Genomic DNA, 20,602 nt, shown 5'->3' with positions numbered 1-20,602 from the left:
GCGTTTCTTAGCATTTATTTCGCATTCAACCAGCGATTTGGCAATAACGCGATCAAAGGTCATAAAAAAGGAACGGCCCAAAACCCCATCAGTCACTACTTAAGCAATGCGATTCCCGGGTGCCGTGCCTGGGTCTGAATAAGGAGTTTTGACTGATGAGTACGAAAAAGCCAAAGAGCGAACTCGCAGGGACCGACACCCTGGACCGTAAGAACACCAATGCCAAGCTAGAGTCTTTGGAAGAATTCCGCTCCGACGCTACCGGCCAGGCCCTGCGTACCAACCAGGGTGTGAAGATCTCCGACAACCAGAACAGCTTGAAGGTCGGCGCACGCGGGCCGTCGCTGCTCGAAGATTTCATCATGCGTGAAAAAATCACGCACTTTGACCATGAGCGTATCCCGGAGCGCATCGTGCATGCCCGTGGTACTGGCGCCCATGGCTATTTTCAGACTTACGAGAACCATTCGGCGCTGACCAAGGCCGGGTTCCTGCGTAACCCTGGGCATAAAACGCCGGTCTTCACGCGTTTTTCCACCGTGCAAGGCCCGCGTGGTTCGGGTGACACCGTACGTGACGTGCGCGGTTTTGCCGTGAAGTTCTTCACCGAAGAAGGCAACTTCGATCTGGTGGGCAACAACATGCCGGTGTTTTTCATTCAGGACGCGATCAAGTTTCCTGACTTCGTGCACGCCGTGAAGCCCGAGCCGCACAATGAAATCCCTACAGGCGGCTCGGCGCACGATACGTTCTGGGACTTCGTCTCGTTGCAGCCTGAATCGGCGCACATGGTGATCTGGGCGATGTCTGACCGCGCCATTCCAAAAAGCCTGCGCAGCATGCAGGGTTTCGGCGTGCACACCTTTCGCCTGGTAAACGCCGAAGGCAAATCCAACTTCGTCAAATTCCACTGGCGCCCTACAGCCGGTACCTGCTCGCTGGTGTGGGACGAAGCGCAAAAGTTGGCCGGTAAAGATACCGACTACCACCGCCGCGACCTCTGGGAAGCCATTGAGATGGGCGACTACCCCGAGTGGGAGTTGGGCGTACAGGTGATTCCCGAGGACAAGGAGCATGCGTTCGACTTCGATATCCTCGACCCGACCAAGCTGATTCCTGAGGAACTGGTGCCGATCACGCCGCTGGGTAAGATGGTGCTCAACCGCAACCCGGACAACTTCTTCGCTGAAGTCGAGCAGGTGGCGTTCTGCCCAGGCCATATCGTGCCGGGTATCGACTTCTCCAATGACCCACTGCTGCAAGGTCGGTTGTTTTCCTACACCGATACGCAAATCAGCCGACTCGGCGGGCCGAATTTTCACCAGTTGCCGATCAACCAGCCTGTGACGCCGCTGCATAACAACCAGCGCGATGCCATGCACCGCAGCACCATCGATAAAGGGCGCGCCGCTTATGAGCCGAACTCCATCGATGGCGGCTGGCCGAAAGAAACCCCACCGGCTGCGCAGGATGGCGGTTTTGAGTCCTACCCTGAGCGTATCGACGCGCACAAGATCCGTGAGCGCAGCGAGTCGTTCGGCGATCACTTCTCCCAGGCGCGTCTGTTCTTCCACAGCATGAGCAAGCACGAGCAGGAGCACATCATTGCTGCCTACAGCTTTGAGCTGGGCAAGGTCGAGCGCGAGTTTATCCGTGCGCGTCAGGTCAACGAGATCCTGGCTAATATCGACCTTGAACTGGCCAAACGCGTGGCGCAGAACCTGGGGCTGCCCGCGCCGACCAAAGGCACGGTGCCGGTACGTAAAACCCAGCCGGAGCGTTCGCCTGCGCTGAGCCAGGCGAATTTGCTGCCGGGCGATATCAAGACCCGCAAGGTGGCGATCCTGGCAGCCAACGGGGTGGACGGGGCGGCGATTGCTGCATTGAAGAAGGCGCTGCAGGCCGAAGGTGCGCATGCCAAGCTGCTGGGGCCGACCTCGGCGCCGGTGAAGACGGCCGATGGCAAGAGCCTGCCGGTGGATGCATCGATGGAAGGCCTGCCGTCGGTTGCGTTTGATGCAGTGTTCATCCCTGGCGGGAAAGATTCGGTGAAGGCGCTGAGTGGCGATGGGGTGGCGCTGCATTACGTGCTGGAGGCGTACAAGCACCTGAAGGCGATTGCCGTGGCCAGTGATGCCAAGCCTCTGTTGGATCTGCTGAAGCTTGAGGCGGATGCGGGGTTGATCGTGGGCGCGGACGCTAAGGCGTTCAAGGCGTTCTTTGCCGCGATTGGGCAGCATCGGGTGTGGGATCGTGAGGCGAAGGCCAAGGCGATTCCGGCTTAAGTCTTTGGTTGTTTGTTAGATTGTCATCGGGGGCAAGCCCCCTCCCACATTTTGAGCTGTGAATACATTAAAAGTGTGGGAGGGGGCTTTCCCCCGATGGTTTTATTCCGCCTTGCGCGGAATCAGCACAACCTGCGCCGGAATCTTCTTCAGAATCTGCCGGTGAATCTTCAGGTCATACCCCGAATCAATTCGCTTCACCCGTTTGGTCAGCAACGTGGCCAGCCATGGGTAATCCTCTGTGCGCGGCGCCTGGATGCTTACATCGCACTGGTAATTCACCACATCGGTGGCAATCGCATCCAGCTGATGGCGCAGCTCTTCGATGTTGGTGAGGTTCAGTGCCACGGTGGTGCTGGGTGCCGTGGGGTCGATGACCTTGGCGGCGGGCTTGGCCTCGGCGGCTTTCAGGTCGGCTTCGGCTTTGTCCAGTTCGGCCTTGCGCGCATGGCTGATGGCGCTGTTGACGCCACCGGTCAGCGCGGGTGCCTTGGGCATCAGGGCGCGGGCACGGCTCAGGGCGGTCGCCGCAGCGTTTACGTCGCCCTTTTGCAGCACGATCTGGCTGCGTTGCAAGTAGGCTTCAGCCAATTGCCGCTGGTAGGTTTCCAGCGCCGGGTCGTTGGGCGACTGGGCTTGCAGCGCCGCTAGCTGGTCTTCTGCGGTGGCCAGTTCGCTGCTGGCCAGGTTTTGTTCCAGCTGTGCGATGGCCGCAGCGCGTGCGTCCGGGGCCTCTGGGACGGCGGGCGGTGTGCTTTGACAGGCGCCCAGCAGCAGGGAAAATGCGGCAAGGAGCAGATAACGGGAGGTGAACGGCTTCATTCCTGCGACTCTCTATTTGCGCAAAAAGCGAGCAAGTCTACACCCCTCGACGGGGCAGGACAAAACTCAGCAGAAACAGGGCGGCGGCCGTGACCACAATCGACGGCCCGGCCGGCGTGTCCTTGAACCAGGACAACGCCAGGCCCCCGCACACAGCGAGCATCCCCAGCAGGCTGGCGCCCACCGCCATCTGCTCCGGTGAGCGGGCGTGGCGCTGGGCAGCGGCCGCGGGAATGATCAGCAGCGACGTGATCAACAATACGCCGACAATCTTCATCGCGACAGCGATCACCACGGCGATCAATAACATCAGGGCCATGCGCAGGGCCGGCACGGGCAAGCCTTCTACCGTAGCCAGTTCTTCATGCACGGTAATCGCCAGCAGCGGGCGCCACAGGGCGACCAGCAGCACCAGTACAGCCGCGCTGCCGCCGAGGATCCAGGCAAGGTCGCCGGGGCTGATCGCCAGCAGGTCGCCGAACAGGTAGGCCATCAAGTCGATGCGCACTTCATGCATGAAGCTCAGCACCACCAGGCCCAGGGACAGGGTGCTTGGCGCCAGGATGCCGAGCAAGGTGTCGGAGGCCAGGGGCTGGCGCTGTTGCAGGGTCACCAGCAGTACCGCCAACAACAGGCAGCCGACTGTCACGGCGATGGTCGGGCTGACATCCAACAGAAAGCCCAGGGCCACGCCCAGCAACGCGGCGTGCGACAAGGTGTCGCCAAAATAGGCCATGCGCCGCCAGACCACAAACGAGCCCAATGGGCCCGCCACCAACGCCAAAGCCAAGCCTGCCAGCAGGGCGTAGAGCAGAAAATCAGCCATGCTTGCAGCTATCTCCATGAACGTGGGTGTGAGGGGCGGCGGGGTCATCGACGACGGCGCCGTGCAGATCGTGGGCGTGGTCATGATGATGGTGGTAGATCGCCAGGCTCTGGGCGTTCTTGCCGAACAGCTCGACGAACGCCGGGTCGCCGCTGACCTGTTCCGGATGGCCCGAGCAGCACACGTGGCGGTTGAGGCACACCACCTGATCGGTGGTGCTCATCACCAGGTGCAAATCGTGGGATACCATCAGCACACCGCAACCATGACGGTCGCGCAGGCGGGTGATGAGGCTGTACAGCTCGGCCTGGCCGGCGACGTCGACGCCCTGCACGGGCTCATCCAGCACCAGCAACTCCGGCTCGCGCAGCAGGGCGCGCGCCAGCAGCACGCGCTGCATTTCGCCGCCGGAAATGCTTTGCACTGGGCTGTCGATCACCTGTTCGGCACCGACTTCCTTGAGCGCAGCCTGGGCGCGTGCACGGTCCACGCCAGGCACCAGGCGCAGGAAACGCAGGACGGACAATGGCAGGGTCGGATCCACATGCAGTTTCTGCGGCATGTAGCCAACACGCAGCCTGGGCTTGCGCCACACACTGCCGGTGTCGGGCTTGAGCAGGCCCAGCACGGCGCGCACCAGGGTGGTCTTGCCGGCGCCGTTGGGGCCGATCAGGGTAACGATCTGCCCCGGTTCCACGCTCAGTGCGATGTTATCCAGCACGTTTTGCCCGGCGAACGTGACCCCGACCTGTTCCAGGCGGATTAACGCGTTGCTCATCAAGCCCCCTGGCAGCCCGAGCACAGGCCGACCACTTCGACCGTTTGCCCTTCGACCCGGAAGCCGACCTCGGCAGAACTTTTGATGATGGCGTCGCTGATGCTTTTTTGTTCAAGCTCGATGGCGGCGTGGCACTCGCGGCAGATCAGGAACTGGCCCTGGTGTGCGTGTTCCGGGTGGCTGCAGCCGACGAAGGCGTTCAGCGAGGCGATTCGGTGCACCAGGCCGTTTTCCAGCAGGAAATCCAGCGCGCGGTACACGGTAGGCGGCGCGGCGCGGCGGCCGTCCTGCTCGCTGAGCACGCCGAGAATGTCGTAGGCGCCCAGCGGCTTGTGGCTCTGCCACACCAATTCCAGCACGCGGCGACGCAGTGCGGTCAGGCGCAGACCCTTCTGTGTGCACAGGGTGTCGGCCTCCGACAGCGCGGTATGCACGCAGTGAGAGTGGTCGTGGGGACGGCTGGCAAGCGGTGTTTTAGGCATGAGCGGCGACAGATATTTGATAGAGACGTTATTATGTTACCCGTTCCTACGCCATTGAGTGGTCATCGTGTCCCGACTTTTTCCCGTTTTTGTCGTATTTGTCACCAGTTTGTTCATTACTGGCGCCGCTCAGGCCGAGGTCAAGGTGTTGACCAGCATCAAGCCGTTGCAGTTGATCGCAGCGGCTGTACAGGACGGTGTGGCGGTTCCGGAGGTGCTGTTGCCACCCGGCGCGTCGCCGCATAACTATGCGTTGCGTCCATCCGACGTACGGCGTGTGCAGTCGGTTGACCTGCTGTACTGGATCGGCCCGGATATGGAGAGTTTCCTGCCCCGTGTGCTGAAAGGTCGTGCGGCTGCAACTGTGGCGGTGCAGGATCTGCCAGGCATGAAGTTGCGTCGTTTTGCCGAAGATAGCCACTCACACGCCGATGAAGCCGACGCGCATGATCACGATCACCGTCCAGGCAGCCTCGATGCGCACCTGTGGCTGTCGACCGTCAATGCGCGTGTGATTGCAGCACGTATGGCGACTGACCTGGCCGCCGCCGACCCTGCCAACGCCGCGCGTTACCAGAGCAACGTGAAAACCTTCGACGAGCGTCTGGATGCCCTGGATGCTCGCCTGAAAGCCCGCCTTGCGCCGATCGATGGCAAGCCTTACTTCGTGTTCCACGAAGCCTTCGATTATTTCGAAGACGCTTATGGGCTCAAGCATGCCGGTGTGTTCAGCGTGGCCGCCGAGGTCCAGCCGGGCGCCCAGCATGTGGCGGCGATGCGCACCCGTTTGCAGGAAGTGGGCAAGACGTGTGTGTTCAGTGAACCGCCGTTGCGTCCGCGCCTGGCTGAAACGCTGGTGGCCGGGTTGCCGGTGAAGTTGGCGGAGTTGGATGCGCTGGGGGGTTACACGCCGGCCACGGCTCAGGGTTATGAGCAGGTGCTGGATAAGTTGGGCAACGATCTGGCGGGTTGCCTGGAGTCACTCTGACAGCAAACGACGACCAAATGTGGGAGGGGGCTTGCCCCCGATGGCGGTGTGTCAGTCACTAATATTTCGACTGATTCACTGCAATCGGGGGCAAGCCCCCTCCCACATTTTTTGATCTCACAGGTCTTTAGAGGGCAAATGGCAGTTGCACGGTGACCTGCTGACGCTGCACCAGCCGATGTTCGAACTCCGCCGGGTCATGGATCAACACATCCTGCCCGGCAAACGACTCAGCGGCGATCAAGCGTGACAGCCAGAACCGCACACAGGCCACGCGCAACATCGTCGGCCACAGTTCTGCCTCTTTCGCGGTAAACGGCCGCAGCCCCGCATACGCCCCCAGCAATGCCCGGGCGCGTTGACCATCAAGCACCCCATCGGCGTCCGAGCACCAGTCATTCAGGGCGATTGCCACGTCGTACAACATCGGGCCGGAGCAGGCGTTGTAGAAGTCGATCAGGCCGGTGAGGTGCGTGCCTTCGAACATCGCGTTGTCGCGGAACAGGTCGGCGTGCACGTTGGCGCGTGGCAGGGCGAGGATTTCGGCCTTGTGCGCTGCGATCTCGGTCAGGGCATCTTGCAGCAGGCGCTGCTGTGCGGCGTTCAGGTGCGAAATCAGTTGCGCACCTTCACTGAGCATCCAGTCCAGGCCACGATCGGTCTTGCGTTCGAGGACTTTCTCGCCCTGCGTGGCCAGGTGCAGATGGCCCAGCAGGTCGCCGACCTGGGCGCAATGCTGGGCGTTGGCATCCTTGATGTGCTTGCCGGCCAGGCGCGGTTGCAGCAGCGCCGGTTTGCCTTTGAGTTCGCGCAAGGCCACGCCATCGGTGGTGCGCAGGGCGTAAGGCACCGGCAGGTCGGCGTCGTGGAGCACGTCGAGCAGTTCGATGAAGAACGGCATTTCCGCAACCGGGCCACGCTCGACCAGGGTCAGGACGAACTCACCCTGCTCCAGGCTGACAAAGAAATTGGTGTTTTCGCTACCGGCGGCAATCCCCTGGAAGTCGATCAGGCGGCCGAGGCCGTATGGGGCGAGAAAGGTTTCCAGCTCAGGCCGAGCCAGGGGGGTGAACACAGACATGGTTAAAACTGCCAGTACGGGCGCCGCGGTGTGCGGCGCCAATTGAAGTTAAGAAATCATTTCCATTCGAAGATCTTCCATGACGGGATCAGCATATCCGGCTGGTCAGAACGGATGAAGTTCGCATCGGTTCCGTCCGCGCGCACCAGGAAATACGGCGGCGCGCCTTTTACAGTTACCTTGATCGCGTACAGGAAACCGTTTTGGCGATATTCCTGGATAGTTCTGTCGCCTTCCGTGCGAATGGTCACTTCCGGATCACCCGAAGGCGCGCTGTCCGCCGCCCTGGCAGCCATCGGAGTGAGTGCAATCAAGCCAGTCAACAGCAGGCGATTGAATGTACGCATGATAACCTTGTCCCTTTGTCGTCATTGGTCCGGCTATTCTAGCGCCTGACCCGCCGAAAAGGTTGATTCTGCTCATGAGCCAAGCACCCCTCGTCCTGGTGGACGGTTCTTCCTATCTGTACCGCGCCTTCCATGCGTTGCCACCGCTGACCACCTCTAAAGGCCTGCCTACCGGCGCGGTCAAGGGCGTGTTGAACATGCTCAAGAGCCTGCGCAAGCAGTACCCGGGTAGCCCCTTCGCGGTGGTGTTCGACGCCAAGGGTGGGACCTTTCGCGATGATATGTACGCCGAATACAAGGCCAACCGCCCGAGCATGCCCGATGACATGCGCGTGCAAATCGAGCCGTTGCACCAGAGTGTGATCGCACTGGGCTTCCCGTTGCTGTGCGTCGAAGGCGTCGAGGCCGATGACGTGATCGGCACCCTGGCGCGCAGCAGTGCGGCGGCTGACCGCCCGGTGGTGATCTCCACCGGCGACAAGGACATGGCGCAACTGGTCGACGGGCACATTACCTTGGTCAACACCATGACCGGTAGCGCGATGGACATCGAGGGCGTGAAGGAGAAATTCGGTGTCGCTCCCGAGCAGATCATCGACTATCTGGCGCTGATGGGCGATTCGTCCGACAACATACCGGGCGTTCCGGGCATTGGCCCGAAGACTGCTTCCGGCTTGCTGGTCGGCGTGAACGGCGGCATCAAAGAGCTTTATGAGCAGCTGGATATCGTGCCGACCTTGCCTATCCGTGGCGCCAAGACGCTGCCGGCCAAGCTGGAAGAGCATCGGGAGAGTGCTTTTCTTTCCTACCAGTTGGCGACGATCAAGTGTGATGTGCCGTTGGATGTTGGCCTGGATGATCTGCACCTGACCGAGCCGGATCGCGAGAAGCTGCTGGAGTTGTACACGTTGCTGGAGTTCAAGAGCTGGATTGATGAGATCCAGCGCGACGCCAAGCGTTTGGAGCTCAAGGCTGCGCCGGTTGCCGAGGAAGCTGTTGAGGCGGCAGCACCGGCAGAGACCCTCTACACCACCATCCTCGACCAGGCGACGTTCGACATCTGGTTGAAGAAGCTCAACGACGCGAAGTTGTTCGCCTTCGACACCGAAACCACCGGTATCGATGCCCAGCAGGCGCAGTTGGTCGGCGTCTCCTTCGCTGTGCAGGCCCATGAGGCGGCCTACATCCCGCTGACCCATTCCTACATCGGCGCGCCGGAGCAGTTGGACCGCGACACTGTGCTGCTGGCCCTGAAACCGCTGCTGGAAGACCCGACCAAGCTCAAGGTCGGTCAGCACGCCAAGTTCGACATGAACATCCTGGCCAACTGCGCCATCGGTGGCGACCCGGCGCAGGGCATCACCGTGCGCGGCATCGCGTTCGACACCATGCTTGAATCCTATGTGCTGAACTCCACGGCAACCCGCCATGACATGGACAGCCTGGCCAAGAAGTACCTGGACTACGACACCGTCGCCTTCCAGGACATCGCCGGCAGGGGCGCCAAGCAGTTGACCTTCGACCAGATCGCCCTGGAGCAGGCCGGCCCTTATGCGGCCGAAGATGCCGATGTGACCTTGCGTCTGCACCAGGCGTTGTTTGCACAGCTGACGGCCATCCCGAGCCTGGCGAGTGTACTCACGGATATCGAGATTCCATTGGTATCGGTGTTGGCCCGTATCGAGCGTCAGGGTGCGCTGGTGGACAAGGACCTGCTAGGTGTCCAGAGCATCGAGCTGGGCAACAAGATGGTCGAGCTGGAGCGTCAGGCGTTCGAGATTGCCGGTGAAGAATTCAACCTGGGCTCGCCCAAGCAGCTCGGCGCGATTCTTTACGAAAAACTCGGCCTGCCGGTACTGAAAAAAACCGGCAAGGGCCAGGCGTCCACCGCCGAAGAAGTGCTGGCCAAGTTGGCTGAAGATGACTACCCGTTGCCCAAGGTGCTGATGCAGTACCGCAGCATGAGCAAGCTGAAAAGCACCTACACCGACCGCCTGCCGGAACAGATCAACCCGCGCACAGGGCGTATCCACACCTCCTATCACCAGGCGGTGGCGGCGACCGGCCGCTTGTCTTCCAGTGATCCGAATCTGCAAAACATCCCGGTGCGCACCGCCGAAGGGCGGCGGATTCGCCAGGCGTTTGTCGCGCCCAACGGCTATAAGCTGCTGGCGGCGGACTATTCGCAGATCGAGCTGAGGATCATGGCGCACCTGTCCAAGGACGAAGGCTTGATGAACGCCTTCCGTCACAACCTGGACGTGCACACCGCCACGGCCGCCGAGGTGTTCAAGGTTGAGCTGGGCGAGGTCACCTCCGACCAGCGCCGCAGTGCCAAGGCGATCAACTTCGGTCTGATCTACGGCATGGGCGCGCAGAAGCTGGGCAAGGATATTGGCGTCGATACCAAGACGGCCAAGGCCTACATCGATGTGTATTTCGCCCGTTATCCCGGGGTTCGCGAGTACATGGAGCGCACCCGCGCCCAGGCGGCAGACCAGGGTTACGTGGAAACCTTCTTCGGCCGCCGCCTGTACTTGCCCGACATCAACTCCAACAAGCCCCAGGAGCGCGCGGCCGCTGAGCGCACCGCGATCAACGCGCCGATGCAGGGCACTGCCGCAGATATCATCAAGAAAGCCATGGTGCTGGTGGACAACTGGCTGACGGATTCGGGCCTGGATGCCAAGGTGATCCTGCAGGTGCACGATGAATTGGTACTGGAGGTGCGTGAGGACTTGGTGGCGCAGGTCAGCGAGAAGATTCGCGAGCACATGAGTGCGGCTGCGAAGCTGGACGTACCGCTGCTGGTGGAAGTGGGTGTGGGCAATAACTGGGATGAAGCGCACTGATTTGCGGGCTCTGCCATCGCGTTGAGTGGTGGCAGAGTGCTTTAGTGCGGAAATCACTGTCGGTTATTTCAAATAGTTTTTCTGGCCTGCCGGAACTTAACCCGTGAACTGCTACTCAGAGTTACTGAATGGGTGGTGAAGCCCTTCAATGCTCCTATGTTGTGTTAAGTGTTGGCAGATATCTGGACCCCGCCCTAGCGGTCCGGAACTTGAACCCCGAACTTCCCCTCCCCATACGAAGTCCGGGGTTTTTTTTGCCTGCAGAAAAGTTATTCCGCGAGTTCCGCGCCCTTGTCCGCCAATTCCATCCAGCCAGCCAGCACGGTGTAAGCCTCTTCCAGGCCCATGCGCTTTGGTGCCGAGAACAGCTGGATAGTGATCGCGTCGCCCCAGCCTTTACGGATTTCGGACTGCACTTTGAGCAAGGTGTTCTTGGCCGCGCCGTAGGTGAGCTTGTCTGCCTTGGTCAACAGGATATGCATCGGCATGCCGCTGGCGACCGTCCAATCGAGCATCAACAGGTCGAAATCGGTCATCGGATGGCGGATGTCCATCATCAGAATCAAACCTTTCAAACTCTCCCGGCCACCCAGGTAAGCCTCCAGGTGACGCTGCCAGTGCAGCTTCAACGGGATAGGTACTTTTGCGTAACCGTAGCCCGGCAGGTCGACCAGACGCCGATCATCGTCTAGCTTGAAGAAATTGAGGAGTTGCGTGCGGCCCGGGGTTTTCGAGGTGCGTGCCAGGCTGGCGTGAGTCAGGGTGTTCAGTGCGCTGGACTTACCGGCGTTGGAACGACCGGCAAAGGCGACTTCAAAGCCTTCGTCATCGGGGCATTGGTCAACTTTGGCGGCGCTGAGCATGAACGTGGACTGTTGGCACAGGCCGAGGATGGGATTCTTGAGTTGCATGAGATTTCCGATGTGGGCGGTGCCGAGAAAGGGTGCGGCAAGCGGTGTCGTTTCCGTTTCAGTAGCGCCAGTATATAATGCCGCAGATTTTGTGTGTGCTTTGTCCCAGCGAAGGATGAAGTTCACGGGAGCGATAGACCTTTATTGCGCATTAGAACGCAAAACGCTCTCAAACCCTGAAATGGTCGACGTATGACCAGGTGGTTGCTCGCTATCGGTGTCCTGGTCCCGCTTTGCGGCGCTCAGGCTACACAGGATCCGGAAGCGGTGTACAACCGAGTTTGCGTGGCTTGCCATGCCGGCCAGTTGCCCAACGCCCCCAGACGGGGTGACCAGGCAGCCTGGGCGCCAAGACTGGCGCAGGGCATGGACACGCTGGTGCAACACGTGACCCAGGGTTTCAAGGCAATGCCGCCGCGTGGTTTGTGCATGGACTGCAGTACTGAGGATTACCAGGCCATCATTGAATTGATGGTGAGTAAACCCGGTAGATAACTCTTAAACCCCTTAGCCGTAGTTGGATTAGCTGATGAACAAACTGATCGTGAGTCTGCTGTTGACCTTGGGCATCACCGGTGTTGCCCATGCTGCAGGCGACGCTACAGCGGGCCAGGCGAAAGCCGCCGTATGTGGTGCTTGCCATGGACCGGATGGTAACAGCCCGGCGCCGAACTTCCCCAAACTGGCCGGCCAGGGCGAGCGTTACTTGACCAAGCAGATGCAGGATATCAAGTCCGGCAAGCGCACGGTCCTGGAAATGACCGGCTTGTTGACCAACCTCAGCGATCAGGACCTGGCAGACATCGCGGCGTATTTTGCCAGCCAGAAAGGCAGTGTGGGAGCTGCTGATCCGAAACTGGTGGCCCGCGGCGAGAAACTATTCCGCGGCGGTGACCTGGACAAAGGCCTGCCTGCCTGCACCGGCTGCCATTCGCCCAATGGCGCGGGCATCGCCGCTGCCGGCTTCCCGCACTTGAGTGGCCAGCACGCCACCTACATCGCCAAGCAGCTGACTGATTTCCGCAAGGAAGAGGCCGGGCGCACAAACGATGGCGACGCAGCGATCATGCGCACCATCGCGCGCAAGCTGAGTGACGAGGACATTGCGGCGGTCTCCAGCTACATCCAGGGCCTGCACTGAGGTGCACGCAACGTTAACACTCGATTAATCCCGTGATGCAAGCATAAAAAGGGTGGCCCAGGCCGCCCTTTTTTGTGGCCGGTGCCGTTACACTAACGAACTCATGCCCGCGTAGACCTGTCACAACAAAGGTCGCGTGAGGCGACTTTATTTGTCCAGGAGTAAAGCATGCGTAATCTGATCCTCAGCGCCGCTCTCGTCACTGCCAGCCTCTTCGGCATGACCGCACAAGCTGCCGACGTGCCGCTTGAAGCCGGTAAGACCTACGTTGAATTGGCCAACCCGGTTCCGGTTTCCGAGCCTGGCAAGATCGAAGTGGTGGAGCTGTTCTGGTATGGCTGCCCGCATTGCTACGCTTTTGAACCGACCATCAACCCATGGGTTGAAAAGCTGCCCAAGGACGTGAACTTCAAGCGCATCCCGGCCATGTTCGGCGGTCCATGGGATGCCCACGGCCAACTGTTCCTGACCCTGGAAGCCATGGGTGTGGAGCACAAGGTCCACAACGCGGTTTTCGACGCGATCCAGAAGCAAGGCAAGCGCCTGACCAAGCCTGACGAAATGGCTGACTTCGTGGCCACCCAGGGTGTCGACAAGGACAAGTTCCTGGCCACCTTCAACTCCTTCGCCATCCAGGGCCAGATCAAGCAGGCCAAGGAGCTGGCGCAGAAGTACGGTGTGCAAGGCGTTCCAACCATGATCGTCAACGGCAAGTACCGTTTCGACCTGGGCACTTCCGGTGGTCCTGAGCAGACCCTCAATGTGGCCGACCAACTGATCGCCAAAGAGCGCGCAGCCAAGTAAGGGGCCCGTCATGCGCCGCTGGGGTACCGAACGTGTGGTTGGCCTGCATGATCCGCAGGTCAACGAACATCACCTGGAGTCCACGGGCCTGCCGGCAGACAGTCGTCTGCGCCTGCTCAGCTTCAATATCCAGGTAGGCATCAGTACCGAGAAGTATCGGCATTACCTCACCCGTGGCTGGCAGCACCTGCTGCCCCACAACGGGCGTGCTGGCAACTTGCAAAAAATCGGCAACCTGCTGAACGACTTCGACCTGGTCGCCCTGCAGGAAGCTGATGGCGGCAGCATGCGCTCCGGCTATATCAACCAGGTGGAACACCTGGCCCAGCTGGGTGCCTTCCCCTACTGGTATCAGCAGCTCAACCGTAACCTCGGGCGCCTGGCGCAGCACAGCAATGGTGTGCTCAGTCGCTTGAAGCCCTCAGTCATCGAAGATCACCCGTTACCCGGACCCAAGGGGCGGGGTGCGATCCTCGTGCGCTTTGGCGAAGGCCCGGAGGCCTTGGTGGTCGTGATGATGCACCTGGCACTGGGTGCGCGTACTCGCACGATGCAACTGGCTTACATCCGCGAGCTTATTGGCAATTACAAACACCAGGTGCTGATGGGGGACATGAATACCCACGCCAGCGACCTGTTGCAGAATTCTCCGTTGCGCGACCTCGGGCTACTGGCACCGCAAGCTGAAGCCACGTTTCCCAGCTGGCGCCCGCAACGCTGTCTAGACCATATCCTGCTCAGTCCTACCCTCACACTCGAGAGCGTGCAGGTGCTGGCGCAGCCCATCTCCGATCACCTGCCGGTCGCGGTAGAGATTCGTCTGCCGGGTTCGCTCACGGCTGATGCATTACCCGCGTTGAGCCCAGGCCCCCGCGGACCCCTTGCATGAGCGACGACGCCCAGCGCTGGAAAGAGAAATACCTCAAGAGCATCGAGCAACAAGAGAAACTCGAACGTCGCTGGGCTGCCCGTCTCGACCTGCTGCGCCGTGGACTGGTGCGCAGCACGCTGGCGGCTGAGGGCACTGATCGCGCAGTCGACCAATGCATGAAGGAAATGCGCGACGTTGTCCGTACCGATGACATGGACGCCGCCCTCGCTGCCTTGCTGCCGCGCCTGGAAAAAGCTGTGCTGGACTCCGAGCAGCGCCGCGAAACCCGGGTCGACCAGATCAGCACCGCGCTGACGTCGCTGGTCACGCAACTACAGAAACTTCCGTTGCCCCGTGAGGTGGCCCGGCCGCTGAAGACGTTCGCCAAGCAGTTGGACGGCCGCGTCGGCCAGGCGCGAGAGATCCCGCTGTTGCTCAGCGAGTTGAGCGGCCTGCAAGGCCAGGCGCTGAACAACCTGGAGCCGGACGGCGAAGCTGCGCGACCAGGGCCTGGGCTTTTGCAGCGCCTGTTCGGTGCCAAGGAAGTTGCGAACGAGGCGGTGGCAGACGAATCGACACCCCGACCGGCCCCGCAGCCTGCGGCAGCCAAGCCAGTCGCTGTCGAGCCACAGCCGTCCGAGCAATCCGAGGAACTGACGCAAGCGTTGCGTGCCTTTGCGCCGCAGCCTCAAGAAACGGTCGCTCCTGTCATCGAGCCCGTAGCCCCCGCCCAGGAGGCCGAGCCCTCCAGCGAAACCTTCGTCTATGAAACCCCGCCTCGAGCCGACGCTATTGAAACACCCGGAGCGCGTGTCGAGCCCAAGCCTCAAGACGAAGAACCCGCACCGGAAAGCGCCCTCGCAGCCTTAATCGAAACGCCTGAAGTTCAGGTCGAGACCCCGGATGAGACCACCATTGGCAGCTTGTCGCTTCCACCGGTGCTAGAAGAGCTTGATCCTGACGAATTGCAAGCGGATGGAGCCTATGCCCTGCCCGACTCGCCAGAACCGTCCTACAGCTCCGTGGCCAAGCACATCGAAGACACTCTGCTCGGCCTGCTCGAAGAACTCTCGTTGCCCGAACGTCACCGACCCCAGGCCGAAGCCATGCGCGAGCGCCTGGCCCATGGTTTGAACTGGTACGAACTGCTGCCGATCCTCGACGATCTGGCAATCTTGATGCTGGCGATCACCGACAGCGGCCAGCATGAGTTCGAGGCTTACCTCAAGCAGCTCAACGAACGGCTCGAGGCGTTTCAGGGTCACTTGCAAGTCGCCAGCGAGGGGCATGCCGACAGCCGCTCCGCCGCCCGTGAGCTGGACACACAGATCCGCGAACAGGTCGATGGCCTGCAAAGCAGCGTGCAGGAAGCTGCCGACCTGGACAGCCTCAAGCACGTGTTGGAAAGTCACCTTGAGGGCCTGCTCGGTACCATGGATGAGCATCAGCAGCAGCGCGACCTGCGCGAGCAGGAGACGGCGGCACGCCTCAAAGGTCTGGCTGAGCGGGTTGCCAACATGGAGCAGGAAGCCCAGGGCTATCGCGAGCACCTGGAGGTGCAGCGCCAGAAGGCGTTGATCGATCCGCTCACGGGCCTGCCCAATCGTGCCGCCTGGAGCGAGCGCCTCGATTATGAGGTAAACACCTGGCACCAGCACGGCAACAACCTGTCGTTGGCGATGCTGGACCTGGATCACTTCAAGCGTATCAACGATGGCTACGGCCACCTCGCCGGCGACAAGGTGCTGAAGATCATCGCCAACGTGCTGCGCAAGCGCCTGCGCCCGACCGACTTTATCGCGCGCTTTGGTGGTGAAGAGTTTGTCTTGCTGATGCCCGACTCATCCCTGGCGGATGCCCTGGCCGTGGGCGAGGTGTTGCGTGCGGCGATTGAAGCGTGCCCGTTTCACTTCAAGGGCGAGCCGGTGACGATCACCGTGTCCATGGGCGTGGCGCAGTTCCAGCTGGGAGAGCGCAGTGATCTTGCGCTCAAGCGTGCCGACGAAGCGTTGTATCGGGCCAAGGCCGCCGGGCGAAACCAGGTGCAGGCCGCCTGAAAGATGTTCCATTTTGTGATTTGACCGCTGGCTCGCGATCGGTACGTTACACTGTTGCATTATCGTCTTCTGCGTAACGTCTACCGCCATGAAATCCTTGTACTTCGCTTTTGTGTTCATTCTGCTCGCAGGCTGTGCCAGCGGCCCTCGCCTGGACACCAGCCACCCCTCGGTGAACCACGACAACCGCGTGCAGTTCGTAGTCGTGCATTACACCTCCACCAACCTTGAGCGCTCCCTGGCCTTGCTCACCCATGGTCAGGTCAGCAGCCATTACCTGATCGGCGACGACGCCTCGGCCACCATCTACAAGCTGGTGGACGAGAGCCAGCGCGCCTGGCATGCCGGGGAAAGCGAGTGGATGGGCCGCACCTGGCTCAACTCCAGCTCGATTGGCATCGAGATCGTCAATCCTGGCTACAAGGACACACCTACGGGCCGCTTGTGGTACCCCTACTCAGAGGCGCAGGTGAAGTCCCTGGTGGTGTTGCTCAAGGACATCAGCAAGCGCAATGGTATCGACCCCAAGAACATTATTGGCCACAGCGATATTGCGCCGTTGCGCAAGCTTGATCCGGGCCCGTTGTTCCCCTGGAAGCGGCTGGCCGCCGAAGGGTTGGGCGTTTGGCCGGATGCCCAGGCCGTTGCGCGCTTCCAGGTGCAATACGCCGCCGAGCTGCCAAGCGTCACCTGGTTCCAGGAAGAACTGGCCCGCCTGGGCTACCAGACGCCGCAGACCGGCGAGTTGGATGTGGCCACGCGCCATGTGATCGCAGCGTTCCAGATGCATTTCCGGCCGTCGCTGTTTGATGGCACGCCAGATGCGGAAAGTGCCGCGATCCTGCGAGCGTTGAACCGAAGCTAGAGTGGCAACGCCATATAGAACTGAGTGCCCTGCCCTGGCCGCGAGTACACGCCCATGCGGCCGCCGTGCAATTGCACGATTTCCTTGCACAGCGCCAGCCCCAGGCCGGCGCCGCCTTTCTTGCGGCCCACCTGGACAAAGGGTTCGAAGATCCGTCCCTGCTGCCCATAGGCGATACCTTCGCCGTTATCCTCGACGCTGACGATCACTCGCTCGCCATGGCGCCGTGCCTGCAGGCGTATCTGCCCGCCCGCGGGAGTGTGGCGCAGGGCGTTGCCCAGTAGATTGTCGAGCACCCGCTCCAGTTGGACTTGGTCCGCATATAGCCGAGGCAGGTCGGATTGGGCTTCCACCAGCAGTTCGATATTTTGCGCGTTGGCTGGCTCGGCGAAGCGTGCTCGGGCGTGTTCGAGCAGATCGGTGACGTCGCACGGCCCCAGCGTGAGTTTCTGCAGTCCATTCTGATAGCGCGAAAAGTTGAGCAGGTCGTTGATCAACTGCATCAAGCGCTGCATCTCTTCATTGACGGTATCCAGCAAGTCCGCTTCGCGGGACTCCGCCGGGAACTTCGCACGCTCGCGGAACAGCCCGAAGGCCATATGCATGCCGGTCACCGGCGTACGCAGCTCATGGGAGGCGCGCAATACGAACTCGCTGCGCACCCGCTCGAAGGCGCGTTGTTCGGTTACGTCGTGCAGCACCATCACTGCGCCAAGAATATGCCCCTGGGTATGGCTCACCGGGGTCAGGCTGTAGGTCAGCAGACGCAGTTCGCCCTCGACCTCCACTTCCAGGTCGTCCGGCGCGCGCTCCAGGTTGCCGCCGCGCAGCACCAGTTGCAGTTGTTCATCCAGCTCCGGACGCGACAAGGCTTCGCCCAGGCCTTGGCCGAGGCGCTCCTCGTCCCAACCCAGTTGGCGCTGGGCCACAGGGTTGAGGTGCTCCAGGCGACCTTGGCGGTCAATCATCAGTAAGCCATCGTCGATGCTGTCGAGCACGGCCTGCAGGCGCTGCTGGCCGGCCAGCAGTTCATCGACATTGGTCGCCTGATGCTGGCGCAGCGCCTCGGCCATGATGCCGAAGCGGCGGGTCAGCTGGTTCATTTCCGCTGCCGAGGAGATCGGCAGCGTTACCTCAAAATCCCCTTGTCCGATTTTATCTGCCGCTTTGGCCAGTGCTTCGATTGGTCCACCAAAACGCCGGGCGATGCCATGGGCCGTCACAAATCCGATGATCAGTACAGCAAGCCCCACCAACCCCAGCAAACCGGCGATCCACAACGCGCGTTCGCGGGACTTGTGCTCGCTGTTGCTGATGTTTTCCAAGGCCTGCTTGTGTTCGGCGATCAGGCCATTGCGCAGCGTGTTGAAAGTGTCGGTGAGTTTGTCCTTGGCGCCGGGCGGCGGCGTCGGTTGCTGGGATTCATCAAAGGCCTCCAGCAGCGCCTGATATTGGCCTCGGGCCTGGCTGAATCCCGTCCCGCGACCGTCGCGCTGTTCATGGGCAATGCCTTGATCCAGCAGGTCGAAGTAGCGCCGTTCCGAGGATTGCAGCGCCTCGGGGTCCGGCCGGTCTTCCAGCATCATGATCAATTGATCGCCCAGGCTCTGGCGTAGCTTGAGGCCCAGGTCCAGGGTGACGAAGTTGCTGCGAATCAGGGACTCCTGGGTCTTGGCCATTTGCATGACACTTACCAGGCCCAGGATCAAACCCAGCAGGGCAACGGTAATCAGCGCTGAGATGCTCAGGAATAATCGAGTGCGCAACTTCATCGCTAACTTCATAGAGTACAGCTCACAGGTTGTACTGTTTGCGTTTGCGGTACAGGGTCGACGCGTCGATGCCGAGGGTGCGGGCCGCCTGGTCCAGGGTATCGCTGGTGGCAAGCACTGCGCCGATGTGGGCTTTCTCCAACTGGTCCAGACTGAGTGCCGCGCCAATGCGTGGAGCATTGTTGCTAGGTTGTTCGGCCATGCCCAGGTGGCTGATTTCCACCTTCTCCTGCGGGCAAATGATGCTGGCGCGCTCCACCACGTTACGCAGTTCGCGAATGTTGCCCGGCCAGCGGTAGTTGAGCAGCGCTTCGCGCGCTTCATCGCTGAAACCGCGTGCTGGTCGGGCATATTCCTTGACGAAGCGCGCCAGGAACCGGTCGGCCAGGGTCAGGATGTCTTCACTGCGCTCGCGCAACGGTGGCAGATGCAAGGTGATTACATTGAGGCGGTACAGCAAGTCTTCACGGAAGCGGCCGTCACGCACCATGTCTTCCAGGTTCAGGTTGGTGGCGGCGAGGATGCGCACATCGGCACGGCGGGTGACAGGGTCGCCCACGCGCTCGTACTCCTTGTCCTGGATGAACCTCAGTAACTTGGGTTGCAAGGTGAGGGGAAAGTCGCCGATCTCGTCGAGAAACAGCGTGCCGCCGTCCGCTTGGTTGACGCGGCCCAGGGTGCTTTCACTGGCGCCGGTAAACGCCCCTCGACTATGGCCGAACAGCTCGCTTTCCATCAGTTCTGCCGTCAAAGAGGGGCAGTTGATGGTCACGCAGGATTTCTTCGAACGCTTGCTCCAGCCGTGAATTGCGCGGGCCAGTTCGCCTTTACCCGTGCCTGACTCGCCAAGGATCAGGATGTTCGCATCTGTCCCAGCCACCTGGCGCGCCGTTTCCAGCACCACCATCATTGATGGGCTGTGAGAGTCGAGGCCGTCTTTCGGCTGGCGCACTTCGCCCTCCAGGGCTTCGAGCCGCGCAGACAGTTGGCGCACTTCCAATTGTTTGGCGGTGGCCAGGCGCAATTGATCGGGGCTGCAGGGCTTGACCAGGTAGTCGGCGGCGCCGGCCTGGATCGCATCGACGGCGGTATCGACGGCCGAATGGGCGGTGACGATCACCACGCGCATCCACGGCGCCTGGATTCGCATCTGAGCCAGCACATCCAGGCCATTGTCTTCGCCCAGGCGCAAGTCCAGGAAGCACAGGTCGAACACCTGGCGCTGCATCAAGGCGTCGGCCTGGGCCGCGCTGTTCGCAGTGGCGACGGTGTAGCCTTCATCTTCCAGGCAATAACGGAAGGTGCGGAGGATCGCGGACTCGTCGTCCACTAAAAGAATGCGGCCTTGAAGTTCCTTGGCTGATTCCATCTGTCCCGCGCTCCTTAAACTATGAATGATGGTGTTTAGTCCCGGAATAATCGGGCAAGTTGCATGGTTTATTCTGATCGATAAATAGCAGCGTCGTGCAGGTATCTGCATGACTTCCTACAAAGCCCCGTCTGATGGCGTTTCCATGCCGTCTTGCCACTTCGGCAACACCCTCTTCGTTTTCTATCCCTCGACCCGACCGCTGGCCATCGTGCATTTCGCACGGCGCCTGAAGGGGCATCGTGCAGGATGCTGGGGATGCGATTAAGTGTTAATTCATAACTATATGATTTTATTAGAATTTATTTTGTAAAAAAGCTGGCACGCGCTCTGCAATAGCTCTCCCAACGA

General features: G+C 60.9%; 18 protein-coding genes. 9 read left to right on the top strand and 9 right to left on the bottom strand.

Annotated features, from left to right (window positions below; genetic code table 11):
- The first annotated feature begins 155 nt into the window (after positions 1-155).
- Positions 156-2,285 (top strand): catalase HPII, encoded by a 2,130-nt coding sequence (gene katE / locus NL123_RS30355; RefSeq protein ID WP_248485564.1) that lies wholly within the window; start codon positions 156-158, stop codon positions 2,283-2,285.
- Between the two features lie 102 nt (positions 2,286-2,387).
- Here the strand turns inward: katE and NL123_RS30350 are convergent, their stop codons facing one another.
- Genes NL123_RS30350 through NL123_RS30335 form a run of 4 tightly spaced genes read right to left on the bottom strand, consistent with a single transcriptional unit; the run spans position 2,388 to position 5,193 of the window.
- Complete coding sequence (locus NL123_RS30350; RefSeq protein WP_071490943.1) at positions 2,388-3,107, bottom strand: PA5502 family lipoprotein; 720 nt, start codon at positions 3,105-3,107, stop codon at positions 2,388-2,390.
- A gap of 37 nt (positions 3,108-3,144) precedes the next feature.
- Positions 3,145-3,933, bottom strand: a complete 789-nt coding sequence (gene znuB, locus NL123_RS30345) for a zinc ABC transporter permease subunit ZnuB (RefSeq protein ID WP_248485566.1) — start codon at positions 3,931-3,933, stop codon at positions 3,145-3,147.
- Entirely contained in the window at positions 3,926-4,711 is a 786-nt protein-coding gene (znuC, locus tag NL123_RS30340) for a zinc ABC transporter ATP-binding protein ZnuC (protein ID WP_058424427.1), read from the bottom strand. Before znuC ends, znuB begins: the two co-directional genes overlap by 8 nt.
- Positions 4,711-5,193, bottom strand: coding sequence for a Fur family transcriptional regulator (locus NL123_RS30335; protein WP_025854323.1), 483 nt, complete (start codon positions 5,191-5,193; stop codon positions 4,711-4,713). Before NL123_RS30335 ends, znuC begins: the two co-directional genes overlap by 1 nt.
- Positions 5,194-5,251: 58 nt before the next feature.
- Here NL123_RS30335 and NL123_RS30330 point away from each other — a divergent pair, with 58 nt between their 5' ends.
- On the top strand, positions 5,252-6,181 hold the full coding sequence (locus NL123_RS30330; RefSeq protein ID WP_494356955.1) for a zinc ABC transporter substrate-binding protein: 930 nt from the start codon (positions 5,252-5,254) through the stop codon (positions 6,179-6,181).
- Positions 6,182-6,308: 127 nt separating this feature from the next.
- Here the strand turns inward: NL123_RS30330 and NL123_RS30325 are convergent, their stop codons facing one another.
- Together NL123_RS30325 and NL123_RS30320 are read right to left on the bottom strand one after the other, a co-directional pair.
- Complete coding sequence (locus tag NL123_RS30325) at positions 6,309-7,262, bottom strand: homoserine kinase (protein ID WP_494356954.1); 954 nt, start codon at positions 7,260-7,262, stop codon at positions 6,309-6,311.
- A 56-nt stretch (positions 7,263-7,318) separates the two neighbouring features.
- Entirely contained in the window at positions 7,319-7,609 is a 291-nt protein-coding gene (locus NL123_RS30320; protein ID WP_494356953.1) for a DUF2782 domain-containing protein, read from the bottom strand.
- A 74-nt stretch (positions 7,610-7,683) separates the two neighbouring features.
- Between NL123_RS30320 and polA the strand changes: the two genes are divergently transcribed.
- The gene (gene polA, locus NL123_RS30315; RefSeq protein WP_494356952.1) at positions 7,684-10,461 is read left to right on the top strand and encodes a DNA polymerase I; all 2,778 of its coding nucleotides are present in this window, start codon (positions 7,684-7,686) and stop codon (positions 10,459-10,461) included.
- Positions 10,462-10,730: 269 nt separating this feature from the next.
- Here the strand turns inward: polA and yihA are convergent, their stop codons facing one another.
- Entirely contained in the window at positions 10,731-11,372 is a 642-nt protein-coding gene (yihA, locus tag NL123_RS30310) for a ribosome biogenesis GTP-binding protein YihA/YsxC (RefSeq protein WP_494356951.1), read from the bottom strand.
- 192 nt (positions 11,373-11,564) lie between these two features.
- Here yihA and NL123_RS30305 point away from each other — a divergent pair, with 192 nt between their 5' ends.
- From NL123_RS30305 to NL123_RS30280, 6 genes are all read left to right on the top strand, one after another.
- A complete protein-coding gene (locus NL123_RS30305) occupies positions 11,565-11,867 on the top strand; it encodes a c-type cytochrome (protein WP_248485570.1) in 303 nt (100 codons plus the stop codon).
- 34 nt (positions 11,868-11,901) lie between these two features.
- On the top strand, positions 11,902-12,513 hold the full coding sequence (locus NL123_RS30300; RefSeq protein WP_058424433.1) for a c-type cytochrome: 612 nt from the start codon (positions 11,902-11,904) through the stop codon (positions 12,511-12,513).
- 168 nt (positions 12,514-12,681) lie between these two features.
- Positions 12,682-13,317 carry a thiol:disulfide interchange protein DsbA gene (gene dsbA, locus NL123_RS30295; protein ID WP_033899253.1) on the top strand — a complete coding sequence of 212 codons (636 nt, stop codon included), beginning with the start codon at positions 12,682-12,684 and terminating at the stop codon, positions 13,315-13,317.
- A gap of 10 nt (positions 13,318-13,327) precedes the next feature.
- A complete protein-coding gene (locus NL123_RS30290; protein ID WP_058424434.1) occupies positions 13,328-14,206 on the top strand; it encodes an endonuclease/exonuclease/phosphatase family protein in 879 nt (292 codons plus the stop codon).
- Entirely contained in the window at positions 14,203-16,245 is a 2,043-nt protein-coding gene (locus tag NL123_RS30285; RefSeq protein ID WP_494356950.1) for a GGDEF domain-containing protein, read from the top strand. Before NL123_RS30290 ends, NL123_RS30285 begins: the two co-directional genes overlap by 4 nt.
- 88 nt (positions 16,246-16,333) lie before the next feature.
- Complete coding sequence (locus tag NL123_RS30280) at positions 16,334-17,110, top strand: N-acetylmuramoyl-L-alanine amidase (protein WP_494356949.1); 777 nt, start codon at positions 16,334-16,336, stop codon at positions 17,108-17,110.
- On the opposite strand, the gene NL123_RS30275 is transcribed toward NL123_RS30280, so the two are convergent.
- Both NL123_RS30275 and algB read right to left on the bottom strand, forming a co-directional pair.
- Entirely contained in the window at positions 17,107-18,894 is a 1,788-nt protein-coding gene (locus tag NL123_RS30275; RefSeq protein ID WP_494356948.1) for a KinB sensor domain-containing domain, read from the bottom strand. The two genes, NL123_RS30280 and NL123_RS30275, sit on opposite strands and share 4 nt — an antisense overlap.
- Before the next feature lie 10 nt (positions 18,895-18,904).
- Positions 18,905-20,251, bottom strand: a complete 1,347-nt coding sequence (gene algB / locus NL123_RS30270; RefSeq protein WP_058424438.1) for a sigma-54-dependent response regulator transcription factor AlgB — start codon at positions 20,249-20,251, stop codon at positions 18,905-18,907.
- Positions 20,252-20,602 lie beyond the last annotated feature (351 nt).

This window comes from Pseudomonas sp. FBCC-B1565 (assembly GCF_059133265.1).
The sequence above is the reverse complement of the archived record's forward strand: the minus strand, read 5'-3'. Positions and strand labels throughout refer to the sequence as shown.

Bases quoted from the DNA above. Each gene is read 5' to 3' on its own strand.
- katE (WP_248485564.1), top strand. From the start codon at position 156: ATGAGTACGAAAAAGCCAAAGAGCGAACTCGCAGGGACCGACACCCTG.
- NL123_RS30350 (WP_071490943.1), bottom strand. From the start codon at position 3,107: ATGAAGCCGTTCACCTCCCGTTATCTGCTCCTTGCCGCATTTTCCCTG.
- znuB (WP_248485566.1), bottom strand. From the start codon at position 3,933: ATGGCTGATTTTCTGCTCTACGCCCTGCTGGCAGGCTTGGCTTTGGCG.
- znuC (WP_058424427.1), bottom strand. From the start codon at position 4,711: ATGAGCAACGCGTTAATCCGCCTGGAACAGGTCGGGGTCACGTTCGCC.
- NL123_RS30335 (WP_025854323.1), bottom strand. From the start codon at position 5,193: ATGCCTAAAACACCGCTTGCCAGCCGTCCCCACGACCACTCTCACTGC.
- NL123_RS30325 (WP_494356954.1), bottom strand. From the start codon at position 7,262: ATGTCTGTGTTCACCCCCCTGGCTCGGCCTGAGCTGGAAACCTTTCTC.
- NL123_RS30320 (WP_494356953.1), bottom strand. From the start codon at position 7,609: ATGCGTACATTCAATCGCCTGCTGTTGACTGGCTTGATTGCACTCACT.
- polA (WP_494356952.1), top strand. From the start codon at position 7,684: ATGAGCCAAGCACCCCTCGTCCTGGTGGACGGTTCTTCCTATCTGTAC.
- yihA (WP_494356951.1), bottom strand. From the start codon at position 11,372: ATGCAACTCAAGAATCCCATCCTCGGCCTGTGCCAACAGTCCACGTTC.
- NL123_RS30305 (WP_248485570.1), top strand. From the start codon at position 11,565: ATGACCAGGTGGTTGCTCGCTATCGGTGTCCTGGTCCCGCTTTGCGGC.
- NL123_RS30300 (WP_058424433.1), top strand. From the start codon at position 11,902: ATGAACAAACTGATCGTGAGTCTGCTGTTGACCTTGGGCATCACCGGT.
- dsbA (WP_033899253.1), top strand. From the start codon at position 12,682: ATGCGTAATCTGATCCTCAGCGCCGCTCTCGTCACTGCCAGCCTCTTC.
- NL123_RS30290 (WP_058424434.1), top strand. From the start codon at position 13,328: ATGCGCCGCTGGGGTACCGAACGTGTGGTTGGCCTGCATGATCCGCAG.
- NL123_RS30285 (WP_494356950.1), top strand. From the start codon at position 14,203: ATGAGCGACGACGCCCAGCGCTGGAAAGAGAAATACCTCAAGAGCATC.
- NL123_RS30280 (WP_494356949.1), top strand. From the start codon at position 16,334: ATGAAATCCTTGTACTTCGCTTTTGTGTTCATTCTGCTCGCAGGCTGT.
- NL123_RS30275 (WP_494356948.1), bottom strand. From the start codon at position 18,894: ATGAAGTTAGCGATGAAGTTGCGCACTCGATTATTCCTGAGCATCTCA.
- algB (WP_058424438.1), bottom strand. From the start codon at position 20,251: ATGGAATCAGCCAAGGAACTTCAAGGCCGCATTCTTTTAGTGGACGAC.